Annotated in this window: 19 protein-coding genes and 1 tRNA gene; 14 read left to right on the forward strand and 6 right to left on the reverse strand. The window is 50.5% G+C overall.

The annotated features are described in order from the left end of the window. The 5 genes from BLW33_RS10355 to BLW33_RS10375 all read left to right on the forward strand — a co-directional run. On the forward strand, positions 1 to 540 hold a 540-nt coding region (locus BLW33_RS10355), incomplete at its 5' end, for a VanZ family protein (RefSeq protein ID WP_176966702.1). Positions 541 to 612: 72 nt separating this feature from the next. Further along, the gene (serC, locus tag BLW33_RS10360; RefSeq protein WP_090244990.1) at positions 613 to 1,701 is read left to right on the forward strand and encodes a 3-phosphoserine/phosphohydroxythreonine transaminase; all 1,089 of its coding nucleotides are present in this window, start codon (positions 613 to 615) and stop codon (positions 1,699 to 1,701) included. A 120-nt stretch (positions 1,702 to 1,821) separates the two neighbouring features. Next, a complete protein-coding gene (locus BLW33_RS10365; RefSeq protein WP_090308513.1) occupies positions 1,822 to 2,988 on the forward strand; it encodes a phosphoglycerate dehydrogenase in 1,167 nt (388 codons plus the stop codon). A gap of 7 nt (positions 2,989 to 2,995) precedes the next feature. After that, complete coding sequence (locus BLW33_RS10370) at positions 2,996 to 4,237, forward strand: DUF1015 domain-containing protein (protein ID WP_090308516.1); 1,242 nt, start codon at positions 2,996 to 2,998, stop codon at positions 4,235 to 4,237. A gap of 102 nt (positions 4,238 to 4,339) precedes the next feature. Then, on the forward strand, positions 4,340 to 6,286 hold the full coding sequence (locus BLW33_RS10375; RefSeq protein WP_090308518.1) for a clostripain-related cysteine peptidase: 1,947 nt from the start codon (positions 4,340 to 4,342) through the stop codon (positions 6,284 to 6,286). A 68-nt stretch (positions 6,287 to 6,354) separates the two neighbouring features. Here BLW33_RS10375 and BLW33_RS10380 read toward each other — a convergent pair whose 3' ends face one another. The 3 genes from BLW33_RS10380 to BLW33_RS10390 all read right to left on the reverse strand — a co-directional run bounded on the left by BLW33_RS10380 (position 6,355) and on the right by BLW33_RS10390 (position 9,587). Further along, positions 6,355 to 6,924: a xanthine phosphoribosyltransferase gene (locus BLW33_RS10380; RefSeq protein WP_090308521.1), complete on the reverse strand. Its 570-nt coding sequence runs from the start codon at positions 6,922 to 6,924 to the stop codon at positions 6,355 to 6,357. Between the two features lie 138 nt (positions 6,925 to 7,062). Next, positions 7,063 to 9,351: an SHIRT domain-containing protein gene (locus BLW33_RS10385; RefSeq protein ID WP_090308524.1), complete on the reverse strand. Its 2,289-nt coding sequence runs from the start codon at positions 9,349 to 9,351 to the stop codon at positions 7,063 to 7,065. A 160-nt stretch (positions 9,352 to 9,511) separates the two neighbouring features. Continuing rightward, a tRNA-Ala gene (locus tag BLW33_RS10390) sits at positions 9,512 to 9,587 on the reverse strand. Positions 9,588 to 9,740: 153 nt separating this feature from the next. Here BLW33_RS10390 and BLW33_RS10395 point away from each other — a divergent pair. Both BLW33_RS10395 and BLW33_RS10400 read left to right on the forward strand, forming a co-directional pair. Further along, a complete protein-coding gene (locus BLW33_RS10395) occupies positions 9,741 to 10,514 on the forward strand; it encodes a threonine/serine exporter family protein (protein ID WP_090308526.1) in 774 nt (257 codons plus the stop codon). Position 10,515: 1 nt separating this feature from the next. Continuing rightward, the gene (locus BLW33_RS10400; protein ID WP_242911656.1) at positions 10,516 to 10,974 is read left to right on the forward strand and encodes a threonine/serine exporter family protein; all 459 of its coding nucleotides are present in this window, start codon (positions 10,516 to 10,518) and stop codon (positions 10,972 to 10,974) included. A gap of 51 nt (positions 10,975 to 11,025) precedes the next feature. Here the strand turns inward: BLW33_RS10400 and BLW33_RS10405 are convergent, their stop codons facing one another. Beyond that, positions 11,026 to 11,913 carry a fructose bisphosphate aldolase gene (locus tag BLW33_RS10405; protein WP_090308529.1) on the reverse strand — a complete coding sequence of 296 codons (888 nt, stop codon included), beginning with the start codon at positions 11,911 to 11,913 and terminating at the stop codon, positions 11,026 to 11,028. Between the two features lie 637 nt (positions 11,914 to 12,550). Here BLW33_RS10405 and BLW33_RS10410 point away from each other — a divergent pair. From BLW33_RS10410 to BLW33_RS10440, 7 genes are all read left to right on the forward strand, one after another. After that, positions 12,551 to 14,671 carry a glutamine synthetase III family protein gene (locus BLW33_RS10410; RefSeq protein ID WP_090308532.1) on the forward strand — a complete coding sequence of 707 codons (2,121 nt, stop codon included), beginning with the start codon at positions 12,551 to 12,553 and terminating at the stop codon, positions 14,669 to 14,671. A 117-nt stretch (positions 14,672 to 14,788) separates the two neighbouring features. Next, positions 14,789 to 15,127: a P-II family nitrogen regulator gene (locus BLW33_RS10415; protein WP_090308535.1), complete on the forward strand. Its 339-nt coding sequence runs from the start codon at positions 14,789 to 14,791 to the stop codon at positions 15,125 to 15,127. Between the two features lie 155 nt (positions 15,128 to 15,282). Next, the gene (locus BLW33_RS10420) at positions 15,283 to 16,530 is read left to right on the forward strand and encodes an ammonium transporter (protein WP_207647827.1); all 1,248 of its coding nucleotides are present in this window, start codon (positions 15,283 to 15,285) and stop codon (positions 16,528 to 16,530) included. Between the two features lie 136 nt (positions 16,531 to 16,666). Next, a complete protein-coding gene (locus tag BLW33_RS10425; RefSeq protein ID WP_090308539.1) occupies positions 16,667 to 17,149 on the forward strand; it encodes a nucleoside-diphosphate kinase in 483 nt (160 codons plus the stop codon). Position 17,150: 1 nt separating this feature from the next. Continuing rightward, entirely contained in the window at positions 17,151 to 18,326 is a 1,176-nt protein-coding gene (locus tag BLW33_RS10430) for an aminoacetone oxidase family FAD-binding enzyme (RefSeq protein WP_090308542.1), read from the forward strand. Positions 18,327 to 18,337: 11 nt separating this feature from the next. Further along, entirely contained in the window at positions 18,338 to 19,912 is a 1,575-nt protein-coding gene (locus tag BLW33_RS10435; protein WP_090308545.1) for an NAD(P)/FAD-dependent oxidoreductase, read from the forward strand. Between the two features lie 27 nt (positions 19,913 to 19,939). Then, positions 19,940 to 20,776 (forward strand): MBL fold metallo-hydrolase, encoded by an 837-nt coding sequence (locus BLW33_RS10440; RefSeq protein WP_090308548.1) that lies wholly within the window; start codon positions 19,940 to 19,942, stop codon positions 20,774 to 20,776. Between the two features lie 48 nt (positions 20,777 to 20,824). Here the strand turns inward: BLW33_RS10440 and BLW33_RS10445 are convergent, their stop codons facing one another. After that, a complete protein-coding gene (locus BLW33_RS10445) occupies positions 20,825 to 21,934 on the reverse strand; it encodes a hypothetical protein (protein WP_090308551.1) in 1,110 nt (369 codons plus the stop codon). A gap of 196 nt (positions 21,935 to 22,130) precedes the next feature. Then, positions 22,131 to 23,336, reverse strand: a complete 1,206-nt coding sequence (locus tag BLW33_RS10450) for an iron-containing alcohol dehydrogenase (protein ID WP_090308554.1) — start codon at positions 23,334 to 23,336, stop codon at positions 22,131 to 22,133. Positions 23,337 to 23,634: the final 298 nt, after the last annotated feature.

Genomic DNA, 23,634 nt, shown 5'->3' on the forward strand with positions numbered 1-23,634 from the left:
GCGGAAGCCCCCAATGCGAAATGGCTGACTGATATTACCGAGGTTCCATGTTTTGATGGGAAGCTTTATCTTGCAGCGATTCTGGATTGCTATGATGGAACCAAGGTACAGCCCCGGGAACTTGCTGTTTTATTTGTATTGGCGGTTTACGTGGTGGGGGTGCTGTATATCACCCTCCTTTCCCGACGTGCCAAGGATTTGGATTATTATGATTTATCCTATTTGTTTGTCACGGTGTCCCGATCGGCGTATTCGGTGTCCCAGATGGTGGAGAATGTTTTGCTGTTCTTTCCGTTGGGCTGCTTGCTGCCCATGGCCCTGCCCCGGAAGTGGCGTAGGAGCTGGATGGTTGTGGGGGTAGGCTGTTTGTTTAGTATCGCCATCGAGTTAATCCAGCTGGTGACCCACCGGGGCGCCTGCCAAATTTTTGATGTAATGATGAATACTGGTGGAACCTGGGTGGGGTATTTATGCTGGTGGGTACTATGCTCCAAATCCTGCAAAGGATTTTCACCAAAAAACCCCCGGGGGTTCTTGTAAAGTTTCATTCTGTAAATTATAATGGAAACACCCCATAAAGGGGTGTAATTTTTTTCCAAGGAGGAATTAACTGTGGAAAGAGTCTACAATTTTTCTGCCGGCCCATCTGCTTTGCCGGTAGAGGTACTCGAACAAGCTGCGGCTGAAATGGTCAACTATCCTGGTGCGGGCATGTCCGTTATGGAAATGAGCCATCGTTCTGCGGCTTTTGCAGACATCTTGGCGGAAGCCAAGGCACTGTACAAGGAACTTATGGGAGTTCCGGACAATTATGAAATCCTGTTCTTACAGGGCGGGGCATCCACCCAATTCGCCATGGTGCCGCTGAACCTGATGAACAAGAACCACAAAGCGGACTATATCCTGACTGGGAACTGGGCCAAGAAGGCCTTCCAGGAAGGTAGCCGCTACGGGGATGCCCAGGCCATTGCATCGTCTGCGGACAAAACCTTTAGCTACATTCCGAAGTATACCCCGGAAATGCTGCGGAAGGACGCGGATTATCTGCACATCTGTGTGAATAATACCATCTACGGCACACGCTTCCGTCCGGACAATCTGCCGGAAACCGGTGAGATTCCACTGATTGGGGATATGTCTTCCAACATTCTTTCAGAAGTGTACGATGTCAGCAAGTTTGGTGTTATTTACGCTGGAGCCCAGAAGAATATGGGGCCAGCCGGTGTGTGTGCCGTCATCATCCGTAAGGATCTGGTGGGGGACGCCATGGACTTCACACCGACCATGCTGAACTACGCTACCCATGTGGAAAATGATTCCTGCTTCAACACCCCCCCCTGCTACAGCATTTATATCTGTAAGCTGGTGTACGAATGGGTGAAGAAGAATGGCGGCGTGGCCGGCATGGAAGCCATTAACCGTGAAAAGGCGGCGAAGCTCTACAATTACCTGGATAACAGCGCCCTCTTCACCGGGACTGTGGTGGCAGAGGATCGTTCCCTGATGAATGTGCCCTTCATTACGGGCAATGCGGATTTGGATGCGAAGTTTGTGAAGGAATCCAAGGCTGCGGGCTTAGAAAACTTAAAGGGCCACCGCTCTGTTGGTGGGATGCGGGCTTCCATTTATAATGCCATGCCCATGGCTGGAGTGGATACCCTCATCGACTTTATGAAGAAGTTCGAAACAGAAAACAAATAATAACATCAGGCTGAACACCAGGACCGGATGGCCGGTCCACATAATTCGCGCGTAGGAGAGACTGGGTTGTATCGAAGTTGGCCAGATCTGCTGCGGCGTTATGAAAGGATAACTACTAAAATGAATTACAATATTAAGACCCTGAACAATATCTCTAAACGAGGTTTGAAGCTTTTAACGGAAGACTACCAGGTGGGGGATGACATTCAGAATCCCGATGCCATTTTGGTGCGCAGCGCCAAGATGCACGATATGGAGATCCCGGAAACGGTGAAGTTTATCGGACGTGCCGGGGCGGGTGTCAATAACATTCCCCTGGAAAAATGCTCGGAACAGGGCATTGTGGTCTGTAACTCACCGGGGGCCAATGCCAACGCCGTTAAGGAGTTGGTAGCCTGTGGGATGCTCATGTCTTCCCGTAAGGTGGTGGATGGCGTCGAATGGGCCAAGGGCCTGACGGACAGCGAGGATGTCGGTGCTGACGTTGAATCCGGGAAAAAGGCTTTTGCAGGGCCAGAACTGTACGGCAAAAAAATGGGAGTCATCGGCTTGGGTGCCATCGGTGTACTGGTGGCAAATATGGCGGTTGACTTTGGCATGAAGGTGTATGGGTACGACCCCTTTATCTCCATCAAGCATGCCTGGGGGTTAAGCAGAAAAGTAAAACGGTCCTCCAGCATTGAAGCCGTGTTTAAAAATTGTGACTATATTTCCATCCATATCCCATATATGGAACAGACGAAGGGCTTTGTCAATGCCGATTTACTGGCCAATTGCAATAAGAACCTGCGTCTGCTCAACTTTGCCCGTGGCGGCTTGGTGGATAACAAGGCTTTGGCGAAGGCCTTGGAAGAAGGCCGGCTGGCTGCCTACGTAACGGATTTCCCCAGTGCGGAAACCTTGGCGATGAAGAATGTCATCAATGTGCCTCACTTAGGGGCATCGACTCCAGAAAGTGAAGAAAACTGCGCCACCATGGCGGTGGAAGAAATGCGAGATTTCTTAGAAAATGGGAACATCGTCAATTCGGTAAACTACCCGGATTGCACCATGGGTGAATGCAGCAGTGTACACCGCATCACCGTGGCCCATAAAAATATCCCTAATATGATCGGCCAGATTACCACTGTGCTGGCCAAGGAAAATATCAATATTTCGGATATGACCAATAAGAATAAGGGCGAATATGCCTACACCATGATCGATGTGGACAGTGAAGTCACCGATGTGGTGAAGCAGGAGCTGAAAGCCATCGAAGGCGTGACCCGGGTTCGGGTTCTGAAGTAGGCCCATCATGGCGACGATTAAACCCTTTAAGGCCCTTCGGCCTTACCCGGAGAAGGCAGCGGATGTCGCGGCCTTACCCTACGATGTGTATAACCGTGAAGAAGCGGCAGCGGCAGCCCGGGGAAGGTATGACTCCTTCCTCCGGGTGGACCGGCCGGAAACCACCATGGACCCAAGAATGGATCTATACGATCCAGCGGTGTATATCCAGGCGAAGAAGAACCTTCAGAAGCTCTTTGAGCGCAAGGCGATTTTTAAGGACGACGCCCCTTATCTGTACGTGTATGAGCTGACCATGGACGGGCGCAGCCAAACGGGCTTAGTGGCCTGTACCAGTATTGATGAATATCTCAATGATACCATCAAAAAGCATGAGCTCACCCGGGCGGATAAGGAGGCGGACCGCATCCGCCACGTGGATGCCCTGGATGCCAATACGGGCCCGATTTTCTTAACCTACCGCAGCCAGGCGGCCATTAACACCATCATTGATGGGGTGAAGGCGGGGGCACCGGTGTACGATTTTACCGCCGAGGATGGGGTAACCCATCGGGTGTGGGTCATCGACGATACGGATGCCATCACCACCTTGGTGGAAGCCTTTGGCGGGGTGGACAGCCTATATATTGCCGATGGCCATCACCGCAGTGCTTCTGCGGTAAAGGTTGGCCTGAAGCGCCGGGAGGAAAACCCCAATTATACCGGGGATGAGGAGTTTAACTACTTCTTATCCGTCCTCTTTCCGGATGAACAGCTGAAAATTATGGATTATAACCGTGTGGTGGCAGACCTGAACGGCATGACTTCAGAGGAATTTTTGGCGGCCATTTCGAATGCGTTCGAGGTGGAAAAGGTGGGGAAGACCCCGGTTCACCCCAGTGCTAAGGGGACCTTTGGAATGTTCCTGGGAGACACCTGGTACAAGCTGACGGCCAAGGAAGGCAGCTACGATACCGAAGATCCGGTGAAGAGTCTGGATGTGGCTATTTTACAGGATAATCTGCTTATTCCCATTTTGGGGATTGAAGATATCCGGACAGATAAGCGCATCGACTTTGTCGGTGGAATCCGAGGTCTTAGCGAGCTTGAACGCCGGGTAGAAACGGATATGGCCCTGGCCTTTTCCATGTATCCCACAGCCATTTCAGAGCTCATGGCCATTGCGGATGCCGGGTTGCTCATGCCCCCCAAATCCACCTGGTTTGAACCGAAGCTGCGCAGTGGATTGTTTATTCACACCTTATCTTAAGTCTTTTACACCCTTTTATCGTATTTTACGGTGAAAGGGTTTTCTTTTTGTCAGGGGGTCCGGTATAATGTAGAAAATTCAAATGAACAAAAGGGGTATTCGATGAAAAAACGATTAGGAATCTTAGGCAGCCTTCTCCTGCTGGCCGTATTGCTGGCTGGCTGTGGGAGTGGCGGAAGTGGAACCCTCTCCGCCGATGATGTGGGGACCAAAAAGCCCACGGGCGAGAAGAGCAAATGGGCGGTGTATTGGTACTGCTGCGGCAGCGACCTGGAAAGTGAATACGGTGCTGCAACGGCGGATATTGAAGAAATGCTGGGGGCTACCACCTCCGAAGATGTCAAGGTGGTGGTCCAAACCGGTGGGGCGGCCCAGTGGCAAAACGATGTTGTGGATGCCTCTAAAATCGAGCGTTACGAATTTGGAAGCGATGGCCTGAATTTGGTGGATCAGCAGCCCCAGGCAGATATGGGTGAAGCTGGGACCCTCCAGTCCTTTTTATCCTTCTGCCAGAAAAATTATCCGGCGGATAATACCATGCTGTTATTCTGGAACCACGGTGGTGGTAGTGTCTCTGGGGTCAGCTTTGATGAAAACTACGATTATGACAGCTTAACCTTAAAGGAGCTGGATACCGCCATCGGCAGTGTCTACAGCTCTGGGCAGAAGCTCAGCGTCGTTGGGATGGACACTTGTCTGATGGCCACCCTGGACAATGCCAATATCATGAAGAAATACGCCAATTATCTGGTGGCCTCTGAAGAGCTGGAACCTGGCAACGGCTGGGAATATACCAAGTGGCTCTCCGCCCTGGGTGAAAACCCGGATATCAGTGCGGTGGATTTAGGAAAGGCCATTTGTGATGCCTTTGTAGAGGGCTGTGAGGATGCCGGAACCAGCGACGAAATCACCCTATCTGTCACGGATTTAAGTAAGGTAGATGCCTTGGTATCCGCCGTGGACAGTATGGGGACGGAGGTCCTCACCAAAGCGGCAGGAAACAGCAAGGTGGTGGGCCAGTTTGGCCGGAGCGCCCGGGCGGCTGAAAATTACGGCGGTAATAACGACGAGGACGGCTACACCAATATGGTGGATTTAGGGGATCTGATGAAAAACGCCGATGACCTCATTGCCGCCACGGATAAAAACGTGCTTTCTGCCCTGGAATCCGCAGTGGTGTATAAGGTGAACGGCCCTTACCGGAGCCAGGCCTCGGGCTTGTCCACCTACTACTCCTATGACGGGGATACCGACAGCTTAGCGGAGTATGCCCAGGTGGCGGCCAGCCCGAACTACACCCGGTTTATCCAGTACTCCCTGGGTGAGGATGTCTCGGCAGAGGTTTCCCAGTCCACCGGGGTAGCAGATGTTCAGACAGTCCAGGGCTTTAACCAGCAGCTGAATCTGAGTATCGATGGTGATGGCTACATCAATCTGAAGCTGGACCCTGCGGGATTAGATGCCGTATCCAGCGTGACCTTCGACCTCATCTACATGGATGAAGGGGTCAATGAAATGGTGTTTATGGGGACGGATAACGATATTGATGCCAATTGGGATACCGGCGTATTCAAAGACAATTTCCGGGGCGTCTGGGGGGCCATGGACGGCAATTACGCCTATATGGAAATCACCTATGAAGGGGACGACTATAATCTGTACACTGTGCCCATCAAGCTCAATGGGGAAGAAACCAATATGACGGTTTCCTATAGCTTTAAGGATGAAAAATTTAAGATTTTAGGCGTTAGCGACGGGATTGATGAAAATACCGGGATGGCGGAACGAAGCCTGAAAGCGTTGAAAAAAGGGGATGAAATCATCCTGTTGTCCTATGCCATGAGCATGGATGATGGCAATGATGAACTGTATGAATACGAATCGAAGCCCATTAAATACAAGGGCGATACCCAGTTTGAAGAGGTAGAACTGACCAACGGGGATTATGCCTATACCTTTAACGTGAAGGACACTACCGGGAAGACCGTTTCTTCGGATTACGCTTATATCAACTACAATAACGGGGATATTACCTCCTCCCTTGAATAGAAGCGTATCGGATGCAATAAAAAATACCATCGTCCCCTCGAAAGAGGGTGGACGATGGTATTTTTGGTTTACCGAAAGACGATTTCCCCGGAGGACATATCCTCCACAATGGCCAGGGATTCCAGCTGGATGCCCTGTTCACGAATCTTCTTTCCGCCTTCCTGAAATCCCTTTTCAACCACGATGCCAATGCCCTCCAGGGTGGCACCGGCCTGGGCAATGATCTCGATGAGTCCTTCTAAGGCATGGCCAGTGGCTAGAAAATCATCGACGACGAGGATGTGGTCCTCAGGAGATAAGAATTCCCCAGAAACCATAATATCGTAGTTTTTATTCTGGGTGTAGGACATGACCGTGCTTTTATAGACCTGGTCACTGATGTTGGTGCTGCGGTTCTTTTTGGCAAACACCACTGGGGTGCCGAAGTGCTGGGCGACGATACAGGCGATACCGATGCCAGAGGCTTCGATGGTCAGGATTTTATTAATGGGCTTATCCGAAAACCGTTCTTTAAATGCTTCACCGACGTGGTCGAGAAGGGTGACGTCGATCTGGTGGTTTAGAAATTTGTCTACCTTTAAAATATTGCCGGGCTTGACAACGCCATCCTTTAAAATACGGTCTTTAAGTTCTTGCATGAAAATCTCCTTTGGTTCGTGGTATATGTTTATAACATTATATATCATCTTGGGAGATTTTTTTAGTGCTATTTTGAGATTATTACAGATTTTATGTCGTTTAGTGTTTCTTGAGCAGGACAAAGGCTGCTAACGCGGCTAAACCAAGGAGCCCCAGACTGAGGTATAATGTTGGAGTGATTCCGGAATCGATGCCGGTTTGGGACTGAGAACCGGTGGGGCTTCACCGGCGATAGGCGGTGCGGGGTCCACCGATACCGTGGTTTGGGGCGGTAGGGTGGCGCTTTGTGTAAAGGCCCAGTCTCCGACAAAGAGGATATCCAGATCGGTGATGGTGGCTTCCTTGGGGGTCCAGCCCAGGAAGCGCCAAGTTCCGTCGGCCACTTTAAGCTGGGTGGTCCGCAGTGGGCTTGGGGTGACTACGGTCCCCTTGTCCAGATTGGTTTGAGGCCCTGGGATCATATCGATGAGCTCCTGGGGCAGGTTTTTACTCGGTGTTGCACTGGCAAAGCCATGGGTAACGATATATTTTTGTGAGGGCCGTTCTGAAAATTCCCAGGTCCCTGTGAAGGTCACATCGGAATCGACAATGGTTGCCTCGAGGCTGTCCCAGCCCATAAAGTACCATTCACCATCATCCTCAGGGACGACGATTGTTTCGGGTATCATTGGATTAACGACACTTCCCGTTATCTTAGGAACCTCATCCCTGGGATTCAGATTGAGTACGGAGGGCGGAAGGGATTTCCCTTCCGTGCCGCTGACAAAGGTGTAGTGGACATAGTATTCCACAGGTAGGGGTGTTTTGGTGAAAATCCAGGTTCCGGTGAAGGAAAGGTTCTCATTTTCAACGGTGGCACTGGCGGGTTCCCATCCCATAAAGTTCCATGTACCATCAGCCACGATCACCTGATTTTGGGTAAGGGGTGTTGGTGTGACAATGGAACCCTTGGTTTTGCCGGTTTGGTCAGCGGGGAGCAATTCTAAAACGTTTTGGGGTAAAACTTCACCCTCGGTCCCACTGACAAAGTGGTGGGTAAGGGTGTATTCCTTGGCAATAAATTCCCAGGAGCCCGTGAAATTCGTGTCTTGCTCATGGATGACGGCGGTTTCTGGGTCCCATCCTTTAAAATGCCAGGTTCCCTCGTCAAGTTCAACCGCTTTCTGGGCAGGGTCGGTGGGCGTTGCCAGGGTGCCGGTGGGGATGTCGGTTTGATCGGCAGGCAATAGATCGGTTACGCTCTGGGGAAGGGCTGCATTGGGTGTCCCGCTAATAAAGTGGTGCTTTGCATTGTATGTCCGGGGAGCAAAGGCAATGTTTAAGGGCTTGCCCTCGATGACCGGGATGGGGTAGACCATTGACGAGGCCTTGGCGTTTCCGTCGATAAAGCCCTTAAATACCAGGTTATCGCCGGTTTCCGATAGGGTTTGTGCAACGGCCTCTGTAATTTTGAAGTTATTGGGGTTCGTGGTGGATAGAACCATGGGGGCCGCCACCTGCTCTGGGGTTGCGGTCAGGGCATTCACCGGGTTTCCATCGTGGCGAATGGTCACCCGAAGGATAAAGCGGGTGTTTCCCTTTCGATTAAAGGAAAAGGTCGAGGTGGGGCTTCCCGGTACCAGCGACGAACTGATGTTCTCTAAAATATTATAGTTTTCATCTAAAATGTAGGATGGCTTGTACTGATAGCTCGTAAAGGATAAATCGGTCAGGGTATCGGGCATGGTCAGCCGTTCATCCAGCTGAACGTGCAAATCGACATGACTGTAAGAGGCCCCCTTCTTGGGGCCGTCGGACCAAGTCCCGCTGTTGACTAAAATCCCGCCGGGATTCCGATAAACAAGGTTGGCCAGGGTTTTATTGAAATGAAAGCCTGCGGACAAATCCACGTTGTAGGATTCTGTTCCAGGATCGTACCAAAGGTCAACTTTTTTTTCGGCATCAGGCTGATCAAAGCCAGACTGCGCTTTAATGTTTCCCGTTACGGTTTCTGCAGCTGTTTTATCGGGGTTGATCTCCACAAGGCCATTCACATTGGCGAAGTTACTGAGACCAACAAAGATGGCGTACAGCTTTTGGGGTTCCGTTGTGCCCTCAGGAAAGGCTTCGCTAATGGATTGATTTTCGTAGTACAGCTTGGCATTGGGGTTGGTGGTATAATCCCTTTGGTCTGACCAACCAATAAAATACTGTTTGAAAATCCAAAATCCTGTGTCGTACAATCCAAAATTTCCGATTTTTTCATTGGCATCGGTAAAGGTTTTGGTTTGTGCCGGCTGGCTGGCGGCATCCATGTTAAATTCAACGGATGCGGTATAATCAGCGGCTTGAACACCCTGAATGTCCAGATTGCCTAAAATAAAGAGCAGGCTGACCAGAAAGATCAGGGATAAAACCACGGATATCCAGCTTCTACGTTTTTCCATAAATATCTCCTTTTTTCACTGTAATTGAAAAATGCTTAAAATCATTTTAGACGATGGCGTGTATCAAAAGCGTAGACAGTGGAAAGGAGAGGTGAAGAAGGGACTGCTGCAAAAAATAAAAAAAACCGCTGAATTCAGCGGTTTTCGGTATAATCGTTTATGGTGGAGACAGGGGGACTCGAACCCCCGGCCTTCTGAATGCCATTCAGACGCGCTCCCAACTGCGCCATGCCCCCGTAACGACGACTACTATATAATACGAGAATTTGACGTAAATGTCAATAGAAAAATTAAAAAAGTTTTTAAATATTGACTTTCACCATAGCGGTGCATATAATAAAATTCTATCAATAAAGATAAGGAATCTATGACAGCTGAGGAGGTGTGGAATGTACGATCCAGAAAAAGTAGCATTGGCCAATGAATATTTAGCCTGTGCTCTGGATATTGGAGAGCGGATGCTTATTCGGGGTGCTGAAATCCATCGGGTGGAGGATACCATTGAACGCATTGGATTAGCTTACGGAGCAGACCGGGTGGATGTCTTCTCCATTACCTATACCATCGTGGTGACCATGTCCGGTGAGGATTTTGGGGTGCTCACCCAAACCCGACGGATTTCGGGCTTTTCTTACGATTTAAACATGATGGAGAAGCTCAATGATCTTTCCAGGAGTATTTGTGAGAAAAAGCTGAAGCCAAAGGAAATCCAGCGGCGCATGGCGGCGATTTCTGGGTTACCAGCCTATACCCATTGGCAGCTGGGGTTGGCCTATGCCCTGATCTCGGCGGCCTTTGCCATTTTCTTCGGAGGGACGGCCCTGGATGCCGTGGTCGCTGGGGGTATTGGCATCGTCATTAAGATCGTCGAGTATGCTTTAAACCGTCTGGATGTCAATCGGTTCGTGGTCATCTGCCTCTGTGCAGCAGCGGCAGGTTTTTTAGCCATCAGCAGCGCCCGTCTGGGAATCGGAATTTCTGCGGAAAAGGTCAGCATTGGGAATATCATGGTCCTGATTCCCGGGCTGATGTTTACTAACTCGATCCGGGATATGTTTATGGACAACATGATATCCGGGGCTGTGCGGTGTACTGAAGCCATTATCATCGCCCTGGCCATCGCCTTTGGATTCGCACTCATTAATTTTACCTTTGGAGGCTGATATGATCCATGACCTTATTCAGATAATCGCAGCTTTTTTTGGATCCCTGGGCTTTGCCATTCTCTTTAATATTCGAGGGAAGGACTTGTTCTGGACGGCCTTTGGAGGCCTGCTGGATTGGTGGGTTTACGTTCTGGCAGGGCTATGGTGCACCGGAGATGCCTTTCGCTATTTATATGCTGCCCTGTTCCTGGGGATCTATTCCGAATTTATGGCACGAAGACGCAAGGTACCCACCACCGTGTACCTGGTGGTGGGCTTTATCCCCCTGATTCCAGGATCGGCCTTGTTCATGACCATGAATTTTGCCTTTGCAGAAGAGTGGCAGAACTGCGTACATTATGGCCTGGTGGCCATTAATACGGCGGTGGCCATTGCCGGGGGGATTGTGGTCTCCATGGTATTGGTTAATATTTTCTTTTCCATTAAACGAAAGATCAGGGAGCAGGCATCTTCATAAAACCTTATAAAACAGGGCTGTCACAAATTACCCTGTGGCAGCCCTGTTTTATTATGAAATACTGGCGTTATAAATGTTTTGGATGGATTCTTTCAGGCGATAGTTGAATTCAATATCACTCTGATGGATATTCAGGCCCTCGGTGAGGCCCCGGGAGAAGCTGGCGATGAGGCCAGGATTCTGGGCCAGGCGCTTATTGGCATCCTCACGGCTGTAGCCACCGGAGAGGGCGACGCAGCGGAGAACATGGGAATCGGCGATGAGGGTTCCATAGAAATCATTCTGGGAGGGAATGGTCAGCTTGAACATCAGACGGACATCATCGGGCAATTCAGTCAAACGCTTAAAGATCTCTTCTAAGAGGATCACTTCAGCTTCGGCCTTGGTGCTGCTGTGGATATCGACTTCGGGCTCCAGGATGGGCATAAAGCCCTGGCCGATGATATCTAAGCCGACTTCAAACTGCTGTTCTACAATCTTGGCGATGCCGTTGCGGTTGGCCTCGTGGATGACGGAGCGCATTTTAGTGCCGAAAATATGGCGGGCCTTTGCCCGGCTGAGGAGTTCATCAAGCTTGCTCAGGGGCTTCATAAGCTGTACGCCGAATTTATCGGTGTCCAGTCCCTGGTCCACTTTGACAAAGGGAACGATGCCCTTTTCCTTCCACAGATATTCACCCGTATAGACGCCGTCGATTTCCCGGTCCATGGTTTGTTCGAACAGGATGGCTGCCAGGATATGGGTACTGGTAAAGGCTGGGCTTTGAATGATGCGTTTTCGCATATCATGGATTAAATCGAACATCTGGTGTTCACCGTGATAGGCATCATCGGGGATGCCATAAAGACGCAGTGCCTTTGGGGTGCTTCCACCGCTTTGATCCAGTGCGGCGATGAATCCCTTGCCGTCAGCCATACGTGCCAATTGTTCTTTGTTCATTTGATAACCTCCTTATGATGCATGAAACATCTAAATGGGAACGCAATGTACCCGCTTAAATCTATTTTAAACCGCAATGTTCAAGGTGACAAGACTATTTATAAATCCATTATGGACATTATCGATCCAATGAAAAAAGCGACAGCATTGCAAGTAAATGTAAACTGATACCCATTTCATGATGCTTTTTCAAAAAAAGACTTTACAAATCCTTAGGATTCGTCTATAATGAGGTCAACAACTTAAGAGATGCGGCGTGAGCTGCTACAATGAGATAAGCAATGGTGCTTTTGAAGGTGTATAACGCGCTTTTAAATGCGCCATTTTTTTATATATCGTCTCTTGGGTTGCTAACCTAACGATTTCGATACCCATCCTATGACAGTCAACAAAGTTGCACTGTTTAAGACAAGACAGTGCAAGATGCTTCCTTATCTGTTATCTACTGTTTAATTCCTCAGAAGGGATGTGGTGTCGTGATCTGATGCAGGGGTTCCCTCAAGCCCCTGCTTCCTTGAACCGAATCATTGGTCTGGCACATCCTTCACCGGGTGCCAGACGGATGGGTTCATGGATTACATTTAGTATATCATCTTTGTTGATAAAGGAATATATAAATTTACCCAAGGAGGCTGTTATGTCTGAAGAATTAATGGAAATCAAAGATTCGAAAGAGGATGTTATCGAATTGTTCGGTTCCAAGGTGTTTAACATCACGGTGATGCGAAAGCGTTTGCCAAAGCACATTTATAAGAGCATGATGAAAACCATCAAGGAAGATTTGCCACTGGAAGGCGAGGTTGCTGAGGTTGTAGCCAACGCCATGAAGGATTGGGCCATGGAGCAGGGGGCGACACACTTTACTCATTGGTTCCAGCCAATGACAGGCATTACGGCTGAAAAGCACGACGCCTTCATCAGTCCCACCGAAGAGGGCAAGGTCATTATGGAATTCTCTGGCAAAGAGCTCATCAAGGGCGAGCCGGATGCTTCTTCATTCCCATCCGGTGGACTGCGGGCAACCTTTGAAGCCCGGGGCTATACCGCCTGGGACCCCACCTCATTCGCTTTTGTGAAGGGAACCACCTTATACATCCCCACCACCTTTATTTCCTACTCCGGGGAAGTTCTGGATAAAAAGACACCGCTGCTGCGTTCCATGCGGGCCTTATCCGCTGAAGCGGTTCGGGTGCTTAAGCTCTTCGGAAAGGATGTTAAGAAGGTCACCACCACTGTTGGTGCTGAACAGGAATACTTCCTCATCGAACGGGAAATGTTCAAGGCTCGGAAGGACCTCATCTTAACCGGAAGGACCCTCTTTGGCTCCAAGCCGCCAAAGGGACAGGAGATGGAGGATCATTACTTTGGACGCATCCGTGGCCGGGTTTGTAATTTTATGCGGGATGTGGATACTGAGCTGTGGAAGCTGGGGATTCCCTCTAAAACCCGTCACAATGAGGTCGCTCCGGCTCAGCATGAGCTGGCCCCTGTGTTTTCAACGTCTAACCAGGCGACGGACAATAACCATTTGATTATGGAAACCCTCCGTAAGGTAGCCTACCGCCATGATTTGTCCTGTTTGATTAATGAAAAGCCCTTTGGGGGTGTCAATGGATCCGGGAAGCATAACAACTGGGCCATGAGTACCGATACCGGTGAAAACCTCCTTAACCCTGGGGATAATCCGGCAGATAATCTTCAGTTTTTAACCTTCCTGGTGGCGGTTATCGAAGCCGTCGATCGTTATCCGGAGCTGATGCGCGCCACTGTAGCCAGTGCTGGGAACGACCATCGTCTGGGGGCCAACGAAGCACCACCTGCCATTGTATCCATCTTTCTGGGGGATCAGCTGACGGCGGCCCTTAAGTCCCTGGAAACCGGCAAGCCCGTGGAAACGGCTAAGGATTTGGTCATGGATATTGGGGTAGACTCGGTTCCGAATTTTGTGGGAGATGCCACAGATCGGAATCGGACCTCTCCCTTTGCCTTCACAGGGAATAAGTTTGAATTCCGGATGCTGGGCTCCAACCAGTCCATCGCCGGGCCAAATATTGCCCTGAACACTATTGTTGCGGAAGTGCTGGAGCGCTTTGCCGATGCATTGGAAGGCTCTGAAAACTTTGAGGCGGATTGCCGTGAGCTGCTGAAAAATTCCCTTCAGGAACACAAGCGTGTGGTCTTCAATGGCAATAACTACTCCGACGAATGGGTGGAAGAGGCAAAACGCCGGGGCCTGCCGAACCTTCGGACAACGCCGGAAGCCTTCGAGGTTTATGCCAGCAAAAAGAATATGGACCTGATGGAAAAGCACGGGATTTACAGTGCGGCCGAAATGAAAGCTCGGGAAGAAATCCATTTGGAAGAATACTCCAAAACCATTAATATTGAAGCACTCACCATGCTGTCCATGGTGAAGCGCCAGATCACACCGGCCGTCCTGAATTATATCAAGGATTTAACAGCGGTGTTATCCCAGAAGAAAGCCCTGGGGGATCTGATTGATTCCACTGGAGAAGAAACCCAGCTTAGCACCATTTCCAAGCTGTACAGCAGCATGATCAAGAAGATTGACACCTTGGACCGGGTGGTTGTGGAAGCCCAGGATGTTGACGACGCCCTGGCCCAGGCAAAATTCTATCTGGAAAAGGTCATTGCTGCCATGGAAAGCCTCCGGGCAACAGCGGATGAGCTGGAAACCATGGTAGGGGAAAAATATTGGCCTTACCCCATTTACGAAGATCTGCTGTTCTACGTTTAAAGATAAATTGAATCGATCGTTACACTGACTCAAAGACGAGTCCATCGGGAAGCTTTTTCTCATTCCACGCCCCGATGGATTCGTTTTTGTTTTTTAAAAATATATTAGGAGGAAAGTATGAAGAAATTAGAGATTGTGCTGAATCCCAATCTTTTAGAGGATGCCAAGGAGATTCTAAATACCTGTGATATTCAGGGGATGATGATTACCAATATTATGGGGTATGGGAACCAAAAGGGCTTTAAAAAATCCTATCGGGGAACATCCTACACGGTAAACTTCCTGCCAAAGCTTAAGCTTGAAACCATTACCGATGCGGAAACCGCAGAAATCATCATTAAGCTGTTAACTGAAAGGCTGCCCTCTGATGAAATCGGCGGCGGCAAGATCTTTGTGTACGATGTGGCGGATGTCGTTCGTATCCGTACAGGGGAACGCGGTCCAGATGCCATCTAATGGGACGGTGTAGGATTTAAAAAAATAGCGATACAATTATCAATGGGGATAATTATTTTCAATGTAAAACGGTTATTATACCTTTTTTACATGATAGACATTGAAAATAAGGATCCCCTTTATTTTTTGAAAAATAAAGAAAGAGGTATTAACTTATGGATATGCAGCAATATGCAGATATCGTATGGGTGTTCCTGGGAGCTGCCCTGGTTATGTTTATGCAGCCGGGCTTCGCCATGGTGGAAACAGGCTTTACCCGGGCTAAAAACGCCGGGAACATCATTATGAAGAACTTTGTGGATTACATGATTGGTTCAATTCTTTTCCTCTGTGTGGGCTTTGCCGTCATGTTTGGCGGGGATGGTGCCTTCATTGGAACGTCAGGCTTCTTTAATCCGACATCCATCCAGGTGGTGGATAATATTCCCCCAGAACTCTATATATTCTTTCAGACGGTGTTCTGCGCCACCGCGGCAACCATCGTTTCCGGGGCTGTGGCTGGGCGTACAAAGTTTACCGCCTACTGCGCGGTCTCTGCCTTCGTTAGTTTAATCATCTACCCGGTATCCGGACATTGGATCTGGGGTGGCGGCTTCTTAAGCCAGATGGGCTTTGTGGATTTTGCTGGCTCCACCGCCGTCCATTCGGTGGGGGGCTGGGTGGCCCTCATGGGTGCCATTATGGTCGGTCCCCGTATTGGTAAATATAACAAGGATGGCTCGGCCAATGCCATTCCCGGTCACTCTTTGACCCTTGGCGCTTTGGGTGTCTTTATCCTCTGGTTTGCCTGGTTTGGATTTAACTGTGGTTCCACCATTGCGGTGACTGATGAAATTGGACATATCGCAATGACCACCAACCTGGCGGCAGCGGCCGGTGGCCTGACGGTCATGTTCTTTACCTGGTTCCGGTACAAAAAACCAGATGTCTCGATGACCTTAAATGGTGTCCTCGCTGGGCTGGTGGGGATTACCGCTGGCTGCCAGGTCATTACCCTCTGGGGGTCGATCTGGGTTGGTGTTCTTTCTGGCATTGCCGTATCCTTACTGGTTCCCTTTATTGATAGTCAATGCAGGATTGATGATCCTGTTGGTGCCATTTCGGTACACGGTGGCTGTGGGGTTCTCGGCACCCTGTTAGTCGGTCTCTTTGCCAACTATATGCCAGGTACGGAAGATGCCGTCGTCGGTCTGTTCTACGGTGGTGGCTTTAACCTCTTTGGAGTTCAGTTCATTGGTGTCGTCTGTGTCGCCGCCTGGGCACTCATGACCTCGGGGATCTTCTTCCTCATCCTCAAGAAAGCCCACGGCCTGCGTGTTGAACGCATCGTTGAAATTGAAGGCTTAGACGTCCACGAACACGGCTGTGAAGCCTACGCCGACTTCGTTAGCCGGATCCAATAATCAGATAAAATAAATTTGCTCTCCTTCACACCCCCAGTATCCTATTAAGTGGTACAGGGGGTGTTTTTTTAAATCCCTTGTATCCCACCCCCAAATAACGTATACTGAAGAAAAGAAAGCCCAAAAGGAGGACACCATGCAATCATATTGTTTCATTATATTTAAACCCGATGCCCTTGAGCGGCATTTGGTTGGGCCCATTCTAAAGGATTTTAAGGAAGGGGGCTTTATCATCGAATTATTCGACCTTCGGGAGGTCACACCGGAGCTGATCCTTGAACATTATGAAGAGGTGATCCAGAAGCTGGGAGAAGATTTCAAGAAGCAGGTGCTGGACTATTTTGTGGGAAAGACCATGATCCCCGTCATCATCGCCCAGGAGGGGCCGGATGCCATTGCCAACGCCCGGAAGTTAGTGGGGAATACCGATCCCTCCAAGGCTGGAGAGGATACCATTCGGGGCTATTACGGAGTGGATTCCCTGGCAGCGGCAGATGCCGAGGGGCGAATCGCTAAAAATCTTATCCATTGCTGTGACTCGGAAGGTGCCTTTAAACGGGAATCCCGTTTATGGTTTGATGCCGATGTGTTTAACCCAGACGAAATGATGGAAGGCTGAGATGTCTCTGAATATCTACGATTTAATCATCATCGGTGGGGGCGCGGCAGGCATGGCCGCAGCTTTAGAGGCTGTGGGGCAGTACCCCGAGGCCCGGGTGGCTATTTTGGAAAAAAAAGATGCCCTGGGCAAAAAGCTCCGGGCAACGGGAAATGGCCGTTGTAATTTATCCAATGGGGCCATTCCCGGGGTGGATAAAACCATTGCTTTCTTTGAGGATCAGGGCATACCGGTGCGGTCGGATGATACCGGCAGACTCTATCCCTTCTCAGAAAGCGCACCAGGCGTGGCGGAGACCCTGGCCCGGAGAATACAAACGGCTGGTATTCAGGTGTTTACGGAGGCGGCGGTTGTCGCCATGACCCGGAAGGGGGAGGGATTTCATCTTAAAACAGAGGATCAGAGCTACACGGCCCGCCGAGTTCTGCTCGCCACAGGGGGAAAAGCCGGGCCAGCCTATGGGTGCTCTGGGGACGGCTACACCCTGGCCAAGTCCCTGGGACATCAGGTGACCAAAACCCTGCCAGTCTTAACTGGGGTGATCTGTGAGGATCTGCCTAAGGCCCTTAAGGGGGTGCGGGTAAAGGGACGGCTTACCCTTTATTGGGAGGAAGAGCCTGTTTTTGTGGAGGCCGGGGAAGTCCAATTGACGGACTACGGTATCTCGGGGATTTGCGTCTTTAATTTAAGCCGATATCTGGTCTATCGGGATGAAAGACGACTATCCCCCTATACCATCACCCTGGATATTTACCCCGGAGAATCCTTTTATCCCTTCTTGATGAAACAGTACGACTATTTTGGGGAGAGCCATTGTCTTGACCTCCTTGGTGGGATGTTAAAACCGCCCCTAGCCAAGTGGGTGCTCAGCCAATGGGGAATGACGGGGATGCAGCCCCTAAAAGACTGTACCCCAGAGGATTTTGCCCGATTGGAGGAATGTCTCCACGCCCTGGTGATGAAGCCCTCGGGGGTGATGGGCTTTAAGATGGCCCAGTGCACTGCTGGTGGAATCCCTTGGGATGAGGTCAACCCACGCACCCTTGAATCCCGGCTGGTGCCGGGGCTTTATTTTGCTGGAGAAATTTTGGATTATGACGGCCCCTGTGGTGGCTATAATCTGGATTATGCCTTCCGAACCGGACGTCAGGCGGCGGTTGCCGCCCTTTCAAAGTAGATGGAGACACAATGAAAAAGACCCGCTATCGTATCAATAATATCAAACTGAATATCAAAGAAGATTGGTCCCTTATTCCAAGAAAAATAGAAAAGATCTGTGGCCTGCCCCAGGATACCTTGGGCCCAGGGGAGTTCACCGTCAGAAAAGAATCCATTGACGCCCGGGAGCAATCCGATATCCGGCTGGTCTATACCGTGGATTTCAGCACCGCCCTGCCCCTGAGAGGCAAGGGAAAGAAAACTGCCCAGCCCATTAAAAAGCAAAAGAACCCAGCCATTGTGCCCGGGCAGGAACCGCTCACTGGCCGACCGGTGGTGGTGGGGTTTGGTCCCTGCGGCCTTTTTGCCGCCCTGTATTTGGCAGAGGCGGGCTACGCCCCCATCGTCCTGGAACGGGGTGGGGATATGGTCAAGCGGGTAAAGGATGTGGCGGCCTTTTGGACAGAGGGTCACCTCAATCCCGAATCCAACGTCCTCTTTGGGGAGGGCGGTGCGGGCACCTTCTCCGATGGTAAACTCACCACGGGGACCAAGGACCCTCGGATTCGAAGGGTGTTAGAGGCTTTTGTTCAAGCCGGGGCACCGGAAGATATTCTCTATAAGCAAAAGCCCCACATCGGCACGGATGTTCTGAGGGCCGTGGTAGTGACCCTGCGCCGTCGCATTGAGGCGGCTGGGGGTGAGATCCGTTTTAACACAAAGGTGACAGGCCTCCAGGTGACGGATTCCGGGGAGGTCTGCGGGGTAGAAGTCCTCAAAGACGGAAAAGAGAGCAGCCTTTCCAGCAGCAGCGTCATCCTGGCCCTGGGGCACTCCGCACGGGATACCTTCGCCATGCTAAAAGGGGCGAATATCCCCATGGAGCAAAAGCCCTTTTCCATAGGGGTGCGCATGGAGCATCCCCAAGCCCTCATCGATCATTCCCAATATGGGGATACCCAGGGATTACCCGCTGCGGATTATAAGCTGAGCTATCGGGGTGCAAATGGCCGGGGTGTATATTCCTTCTGCATGTGCCCCGGGGGTGAGGTCATTACGGCATCGACCCAACCGGGTCTGGTGTGCGTCAACGGCATGAGCAATCGTGCCAGAAATAGCGGCACCGCCAACGCCGGGATTTTATGCGATGTCCGCCCCTCGGATTTTGAATCCGAGGATGTCCTGGCGGGCATCGCCTTCCAGGAACATTGGGAAGGCCTGGCCTATGAAAATGGCGGAGGGGCCTTTAAAGCACCGACTTGTTCCTGGAAGGATTTTCAGGAAGCGACAGAAGCGGGTCAGCGGGTGAGGGCTTGCCTGCCGGAATTTGCAGTGGAGGGACTATTGGAAGCCATCCCAGTCTTTGGGAAACGCATAGTGGGCTTTGATGGAGAAGAGGCCCGTCTCACGGCAGTGGAAACCCGGAGTTCCTCGCCAGTGCGTATCCTCAGGGGTGGGGATTATCAAAGTACAGTGGGGGGGCTGTATCCTGCCGGAGAAGGGGCGGGGTATGCCGGTGGAATTACCTCCGCGGCCTGTGATGGCCTGCGGGTGGCTGAATCCGTGGTGGCCCGGTTTGCACCTCCGGTTGTGGTCCGAAAATAGCGAAACAAATGGGTGAAGGAGGACAAAATGGAGATTATCACACTCATTGAAAATCATCCTGGAAGGGATAAACGCCTGGCTTTTGAGCACGGCTTTTCCCTGTATATCGATACAGGGACTTCAAAAATTCTCTTTGACACGGGACAATCCGGGGATTTTGTGGAAAATGCTTGGTATTTGGGCGTGGATTTGTCCCAGTTGACCCATATTGTTTTAAGCCATGGCCATTACGATCATAGCGGGGGACTGATGCCCCTTTTAAAGGCCGTGGATATCACGGCGCCCCTTTATTATGGCAAAGGTTATTTTCGTGGAAAATACCGTGGAAAGTTGGATGAGGACGGCCGGGCCAGAAATCCCCGGTTTATTGGAAATGGCTTTACCAAAGAGCAACTTGTGGCAGCTGGGGCAACCCTGATGGAGGTGGATTTCCCGGTGAGGACCATTGCCCCTAATCTCTATCTTTTTCAGCATTTCCCGCTGGTTCAGGGGTACGAACCCCTAGACCAGCGATTTCGGCTGGAGGACGGCAGTGTCGATTCCTTTGGGGATGAAATTGCCCTGGGCATTGGGACTCCCAGCGGACTGATTCTGATTTCAGGATGCGCCCATCGGGGAATTGTCAATATGGTCTCGGCGGCGATAGCGGCGGTGGAGATGCCCCTCCGGGGAATAATCGGGGGAACCCATCTCATTCATTGCAGTCCGGATCGCCTGGATGCTACCATCACAGCACTTTCCGCATTACACCCCCAGTTCATGGCCGTTTCCCACTGCACGGGGGAGGATAACCTGGAGCGGCTGCGCACCGCCTTTGGGGAGTCCTTCATTATGAATGTTACGGGGAATCGGATGCGTTTATAAGGCAATAAAAAGCGGGGCAGTCCAATAAGGATCTGCCCCGCTTTGGATTTACGCGGTAATTTCCACCCGAGTTAAACACAGATGGCGGATTTCGGACATGAATTGATAGGCCTTGCCCATATCCCTCAGGGAGAGGGCGAACACCTGTTTAAAGGCACTTTCTTCCAGACCATTGGCATATTTCTGATACAGAGAGTTGATGGTGGCCGCTTCCCGGGGGGCCAGCTCACCTTTAAAGCACAAAGGGGTCTGGTTTGACTCATGGTAGTGCACCGGGGTGCTGTCGTCGGAAAGTAGCTCGAAAAGCTTGAGGTAATTGGCCCCGAAGTAAGGGTTACCAGGAAAGGCCCCCAGGGTCTCTGGTGTACCGTCAAAATATCGGGCCAGGCTTTCTACCACGGCTAAGTCCTCCTGGAAGGAATGGGAATAATTCAGCCATCGGCCCTGGCAGGCCTTGATACAGGAGTAATGGACGAAGTGAAAAAACTCATGGCGCACCACATCCACGGCATCGGCGCCGTAGGTCAGCAAGGCATCGCTGTAAATCTCGATGGTAGAATATTCTTCCTGAACCAGCTCCTGGGGGAGAAAATTACCCAGGATGGAGGGGGGCAGTACAAAGATTCGATCTAAAACCAGTAGAATGGAAAGCAGGGATTTAAACAAATCCCTGCCCGGATTTTGCTTAAGATGGGCAGCTTGCTCCAGGCTGAAATAGTGGCTGAACTCTGTGCGAATCCGGGTGACGGTGGCAGGGCAAACATCCCCCTGTAAATCCCGAAGTATCTGCTCCAGGGCATCGGGCAGCGATTCCCAGAAGGGGTAATCCGGAAGATGGCGGCTTTTACCTAAAATTGTGGTAATTTGCTGGCAGGCTGAATCGATAGCCTCCAGATACTCGGTGTTGACCTTATCCTGAAGGGGAATGAAGTCCATCCGGCGATATCCGGGAATGAGGACAAAACGAACCTGGCAGCTGCCAAGGGTAATGGTATCCTCATTAAAGGTAATGGCAGACATCTCGGCAGGGAGGGCCTCCCCCAGACGATTAACGAGCATGGGAAAAATGGTACTGGTTAACCAGTGCTCAAAATGGGTATTAAAATCCTGAGCGACCCGATGGGGAACGGCAGGGTCGATGATGAGATAGTTTTTCATGGCTTTTCTCCACTTTATAATTGTTTTTATTATATCATGGAATCATGGCAATAAAAAGGGTTCAGAGTGGCCCTTTTCGGACATTATTTAGCCATGGAAAAAGAGATGGCCATGGGCCTTAACAATCGTGTCTATCGACATTAAAAAAATCATCCAATGAACTAACGGTCATTGGATGATTTTTTTAATGGTATCTCTAATCTGTTAAAAGCTTTCCAAGGATTTCCACGCATTGGTTGTAATTCATAATCCGGGGGACCGGATAGGTCGGGTTGGCCTCAGCTAGGATATGCCGGGCTAAATCCGGGACATCCTCCACCTTCAGGGCGTCAATGGTTCTGGGGATGCCCATATGGATGTTCATTTGCCGAATCTTATCGATGAGAAGCTCCGCCAGTTCAGAATCACTGAGGCTGGCATCGCCTAAACCAGCGGCATAGGCCAGCTCCGCCAGCTTGGCAGAAGCGTTTTCTTTGGAGAAATGAAGGACATGGGGCAGAACTGTGGCACAGAGCTGTCCATGGGGTAAGCCGTAGGCCCCGCCTAAAGCGTGGGCGATGGCATGGGTATAGCCAATGTAAGCCCGGGTGAAGGCCAGACCGGCATTGTGGGATGCCACCAGCAGGCTTTGACGCAGTTCCATGTTATGGCCATCATCATAAGCAGCCTCTAAATCCTCCAGAATGGTTTTAACGGCAGCGGTGGCCTTTTCTTTAACATAAGGTGTATCGTACCAGCCAATATACGCTTCAATGGCGTGGGTGAGGGCGTCCATTCCGCCTTCAGCGGTTAACTGGGGAGAAAGCGCTAAGGTGAGCTCGGCATCCAGCACAGTGGCAAGGGGAATCAGCTTGGTATCGGCAATACTGAATTTATCATGGGTTTGGGCATTGGTGATGACCGCGGCAATGGAGGCTTCACTGCCCGATCCTGCTGTGGTGGGAATAGCAAAGAAAGGGGGGAGCTTATGCCGAAGCTTAAAGAGCCCTTTCATCCGTTCAATGGGGATGTCATTGGTGACCTTTGCGGCAGTAATTTTAGCACAATCTAAAGCGGAACCACCCCCAAAACCGACAATACCATCGCAGCCATCGTGGTAGTATTGGGAAAGGGCCGCGGCAATTTCTTCAAGGGTGGGGTCTGGGCCCCGATCGGTAAAAAGTGAAAAGTTAATACCCTGGGCCAGGAGTCCATCGAGGAAATCATCTAGGACGCCAGCGTCCACCAAGTGCTTTCCACTAATGATGAGAACATTGGATACACCAGTGGTCATCATGACTTCAGGAAAACGACGTACCATACCCAGTCCTATCAAAGCAGGAGGCTCTGGAATTTTAATACTGCCGAGGGCTGTCCGGGTGATAAGATGGTTCGTTCGATATGCGATATCGTGGAATTTCATGGTTGCCTCCTAAATCTTTTTCATCTTATTGTAATTATAACATGAAATATGAAAAAGAAAAGAATAGCGATGGGAATTAAGAATTTCTAATACTTGTAAAACCCCTGGAAACCCCTAAACACAGCGGGTATGGAGCGAATAAAGGATACATAGGCACCACCGGTAATGGTATGGAAGGTTACGGCCATTACAATGACCAGAAAAAGGGTGACGAGGTATAGCTGGAAACGTCGGGAATGGAGAATGACATCCCAAAGACATTGCCAGAATGAGCATTGCGCTGTACATTGCGTTGAAT

The organism is Eubacterium aggregans, from assembly GCF_900107815.1.
Classification (GTDB): Bacteria; Bacillota; Clostridia; order Eubacteriales; family Eubacteriaceae; genus Eubacterium_O; species Eubacterium_O aggregans.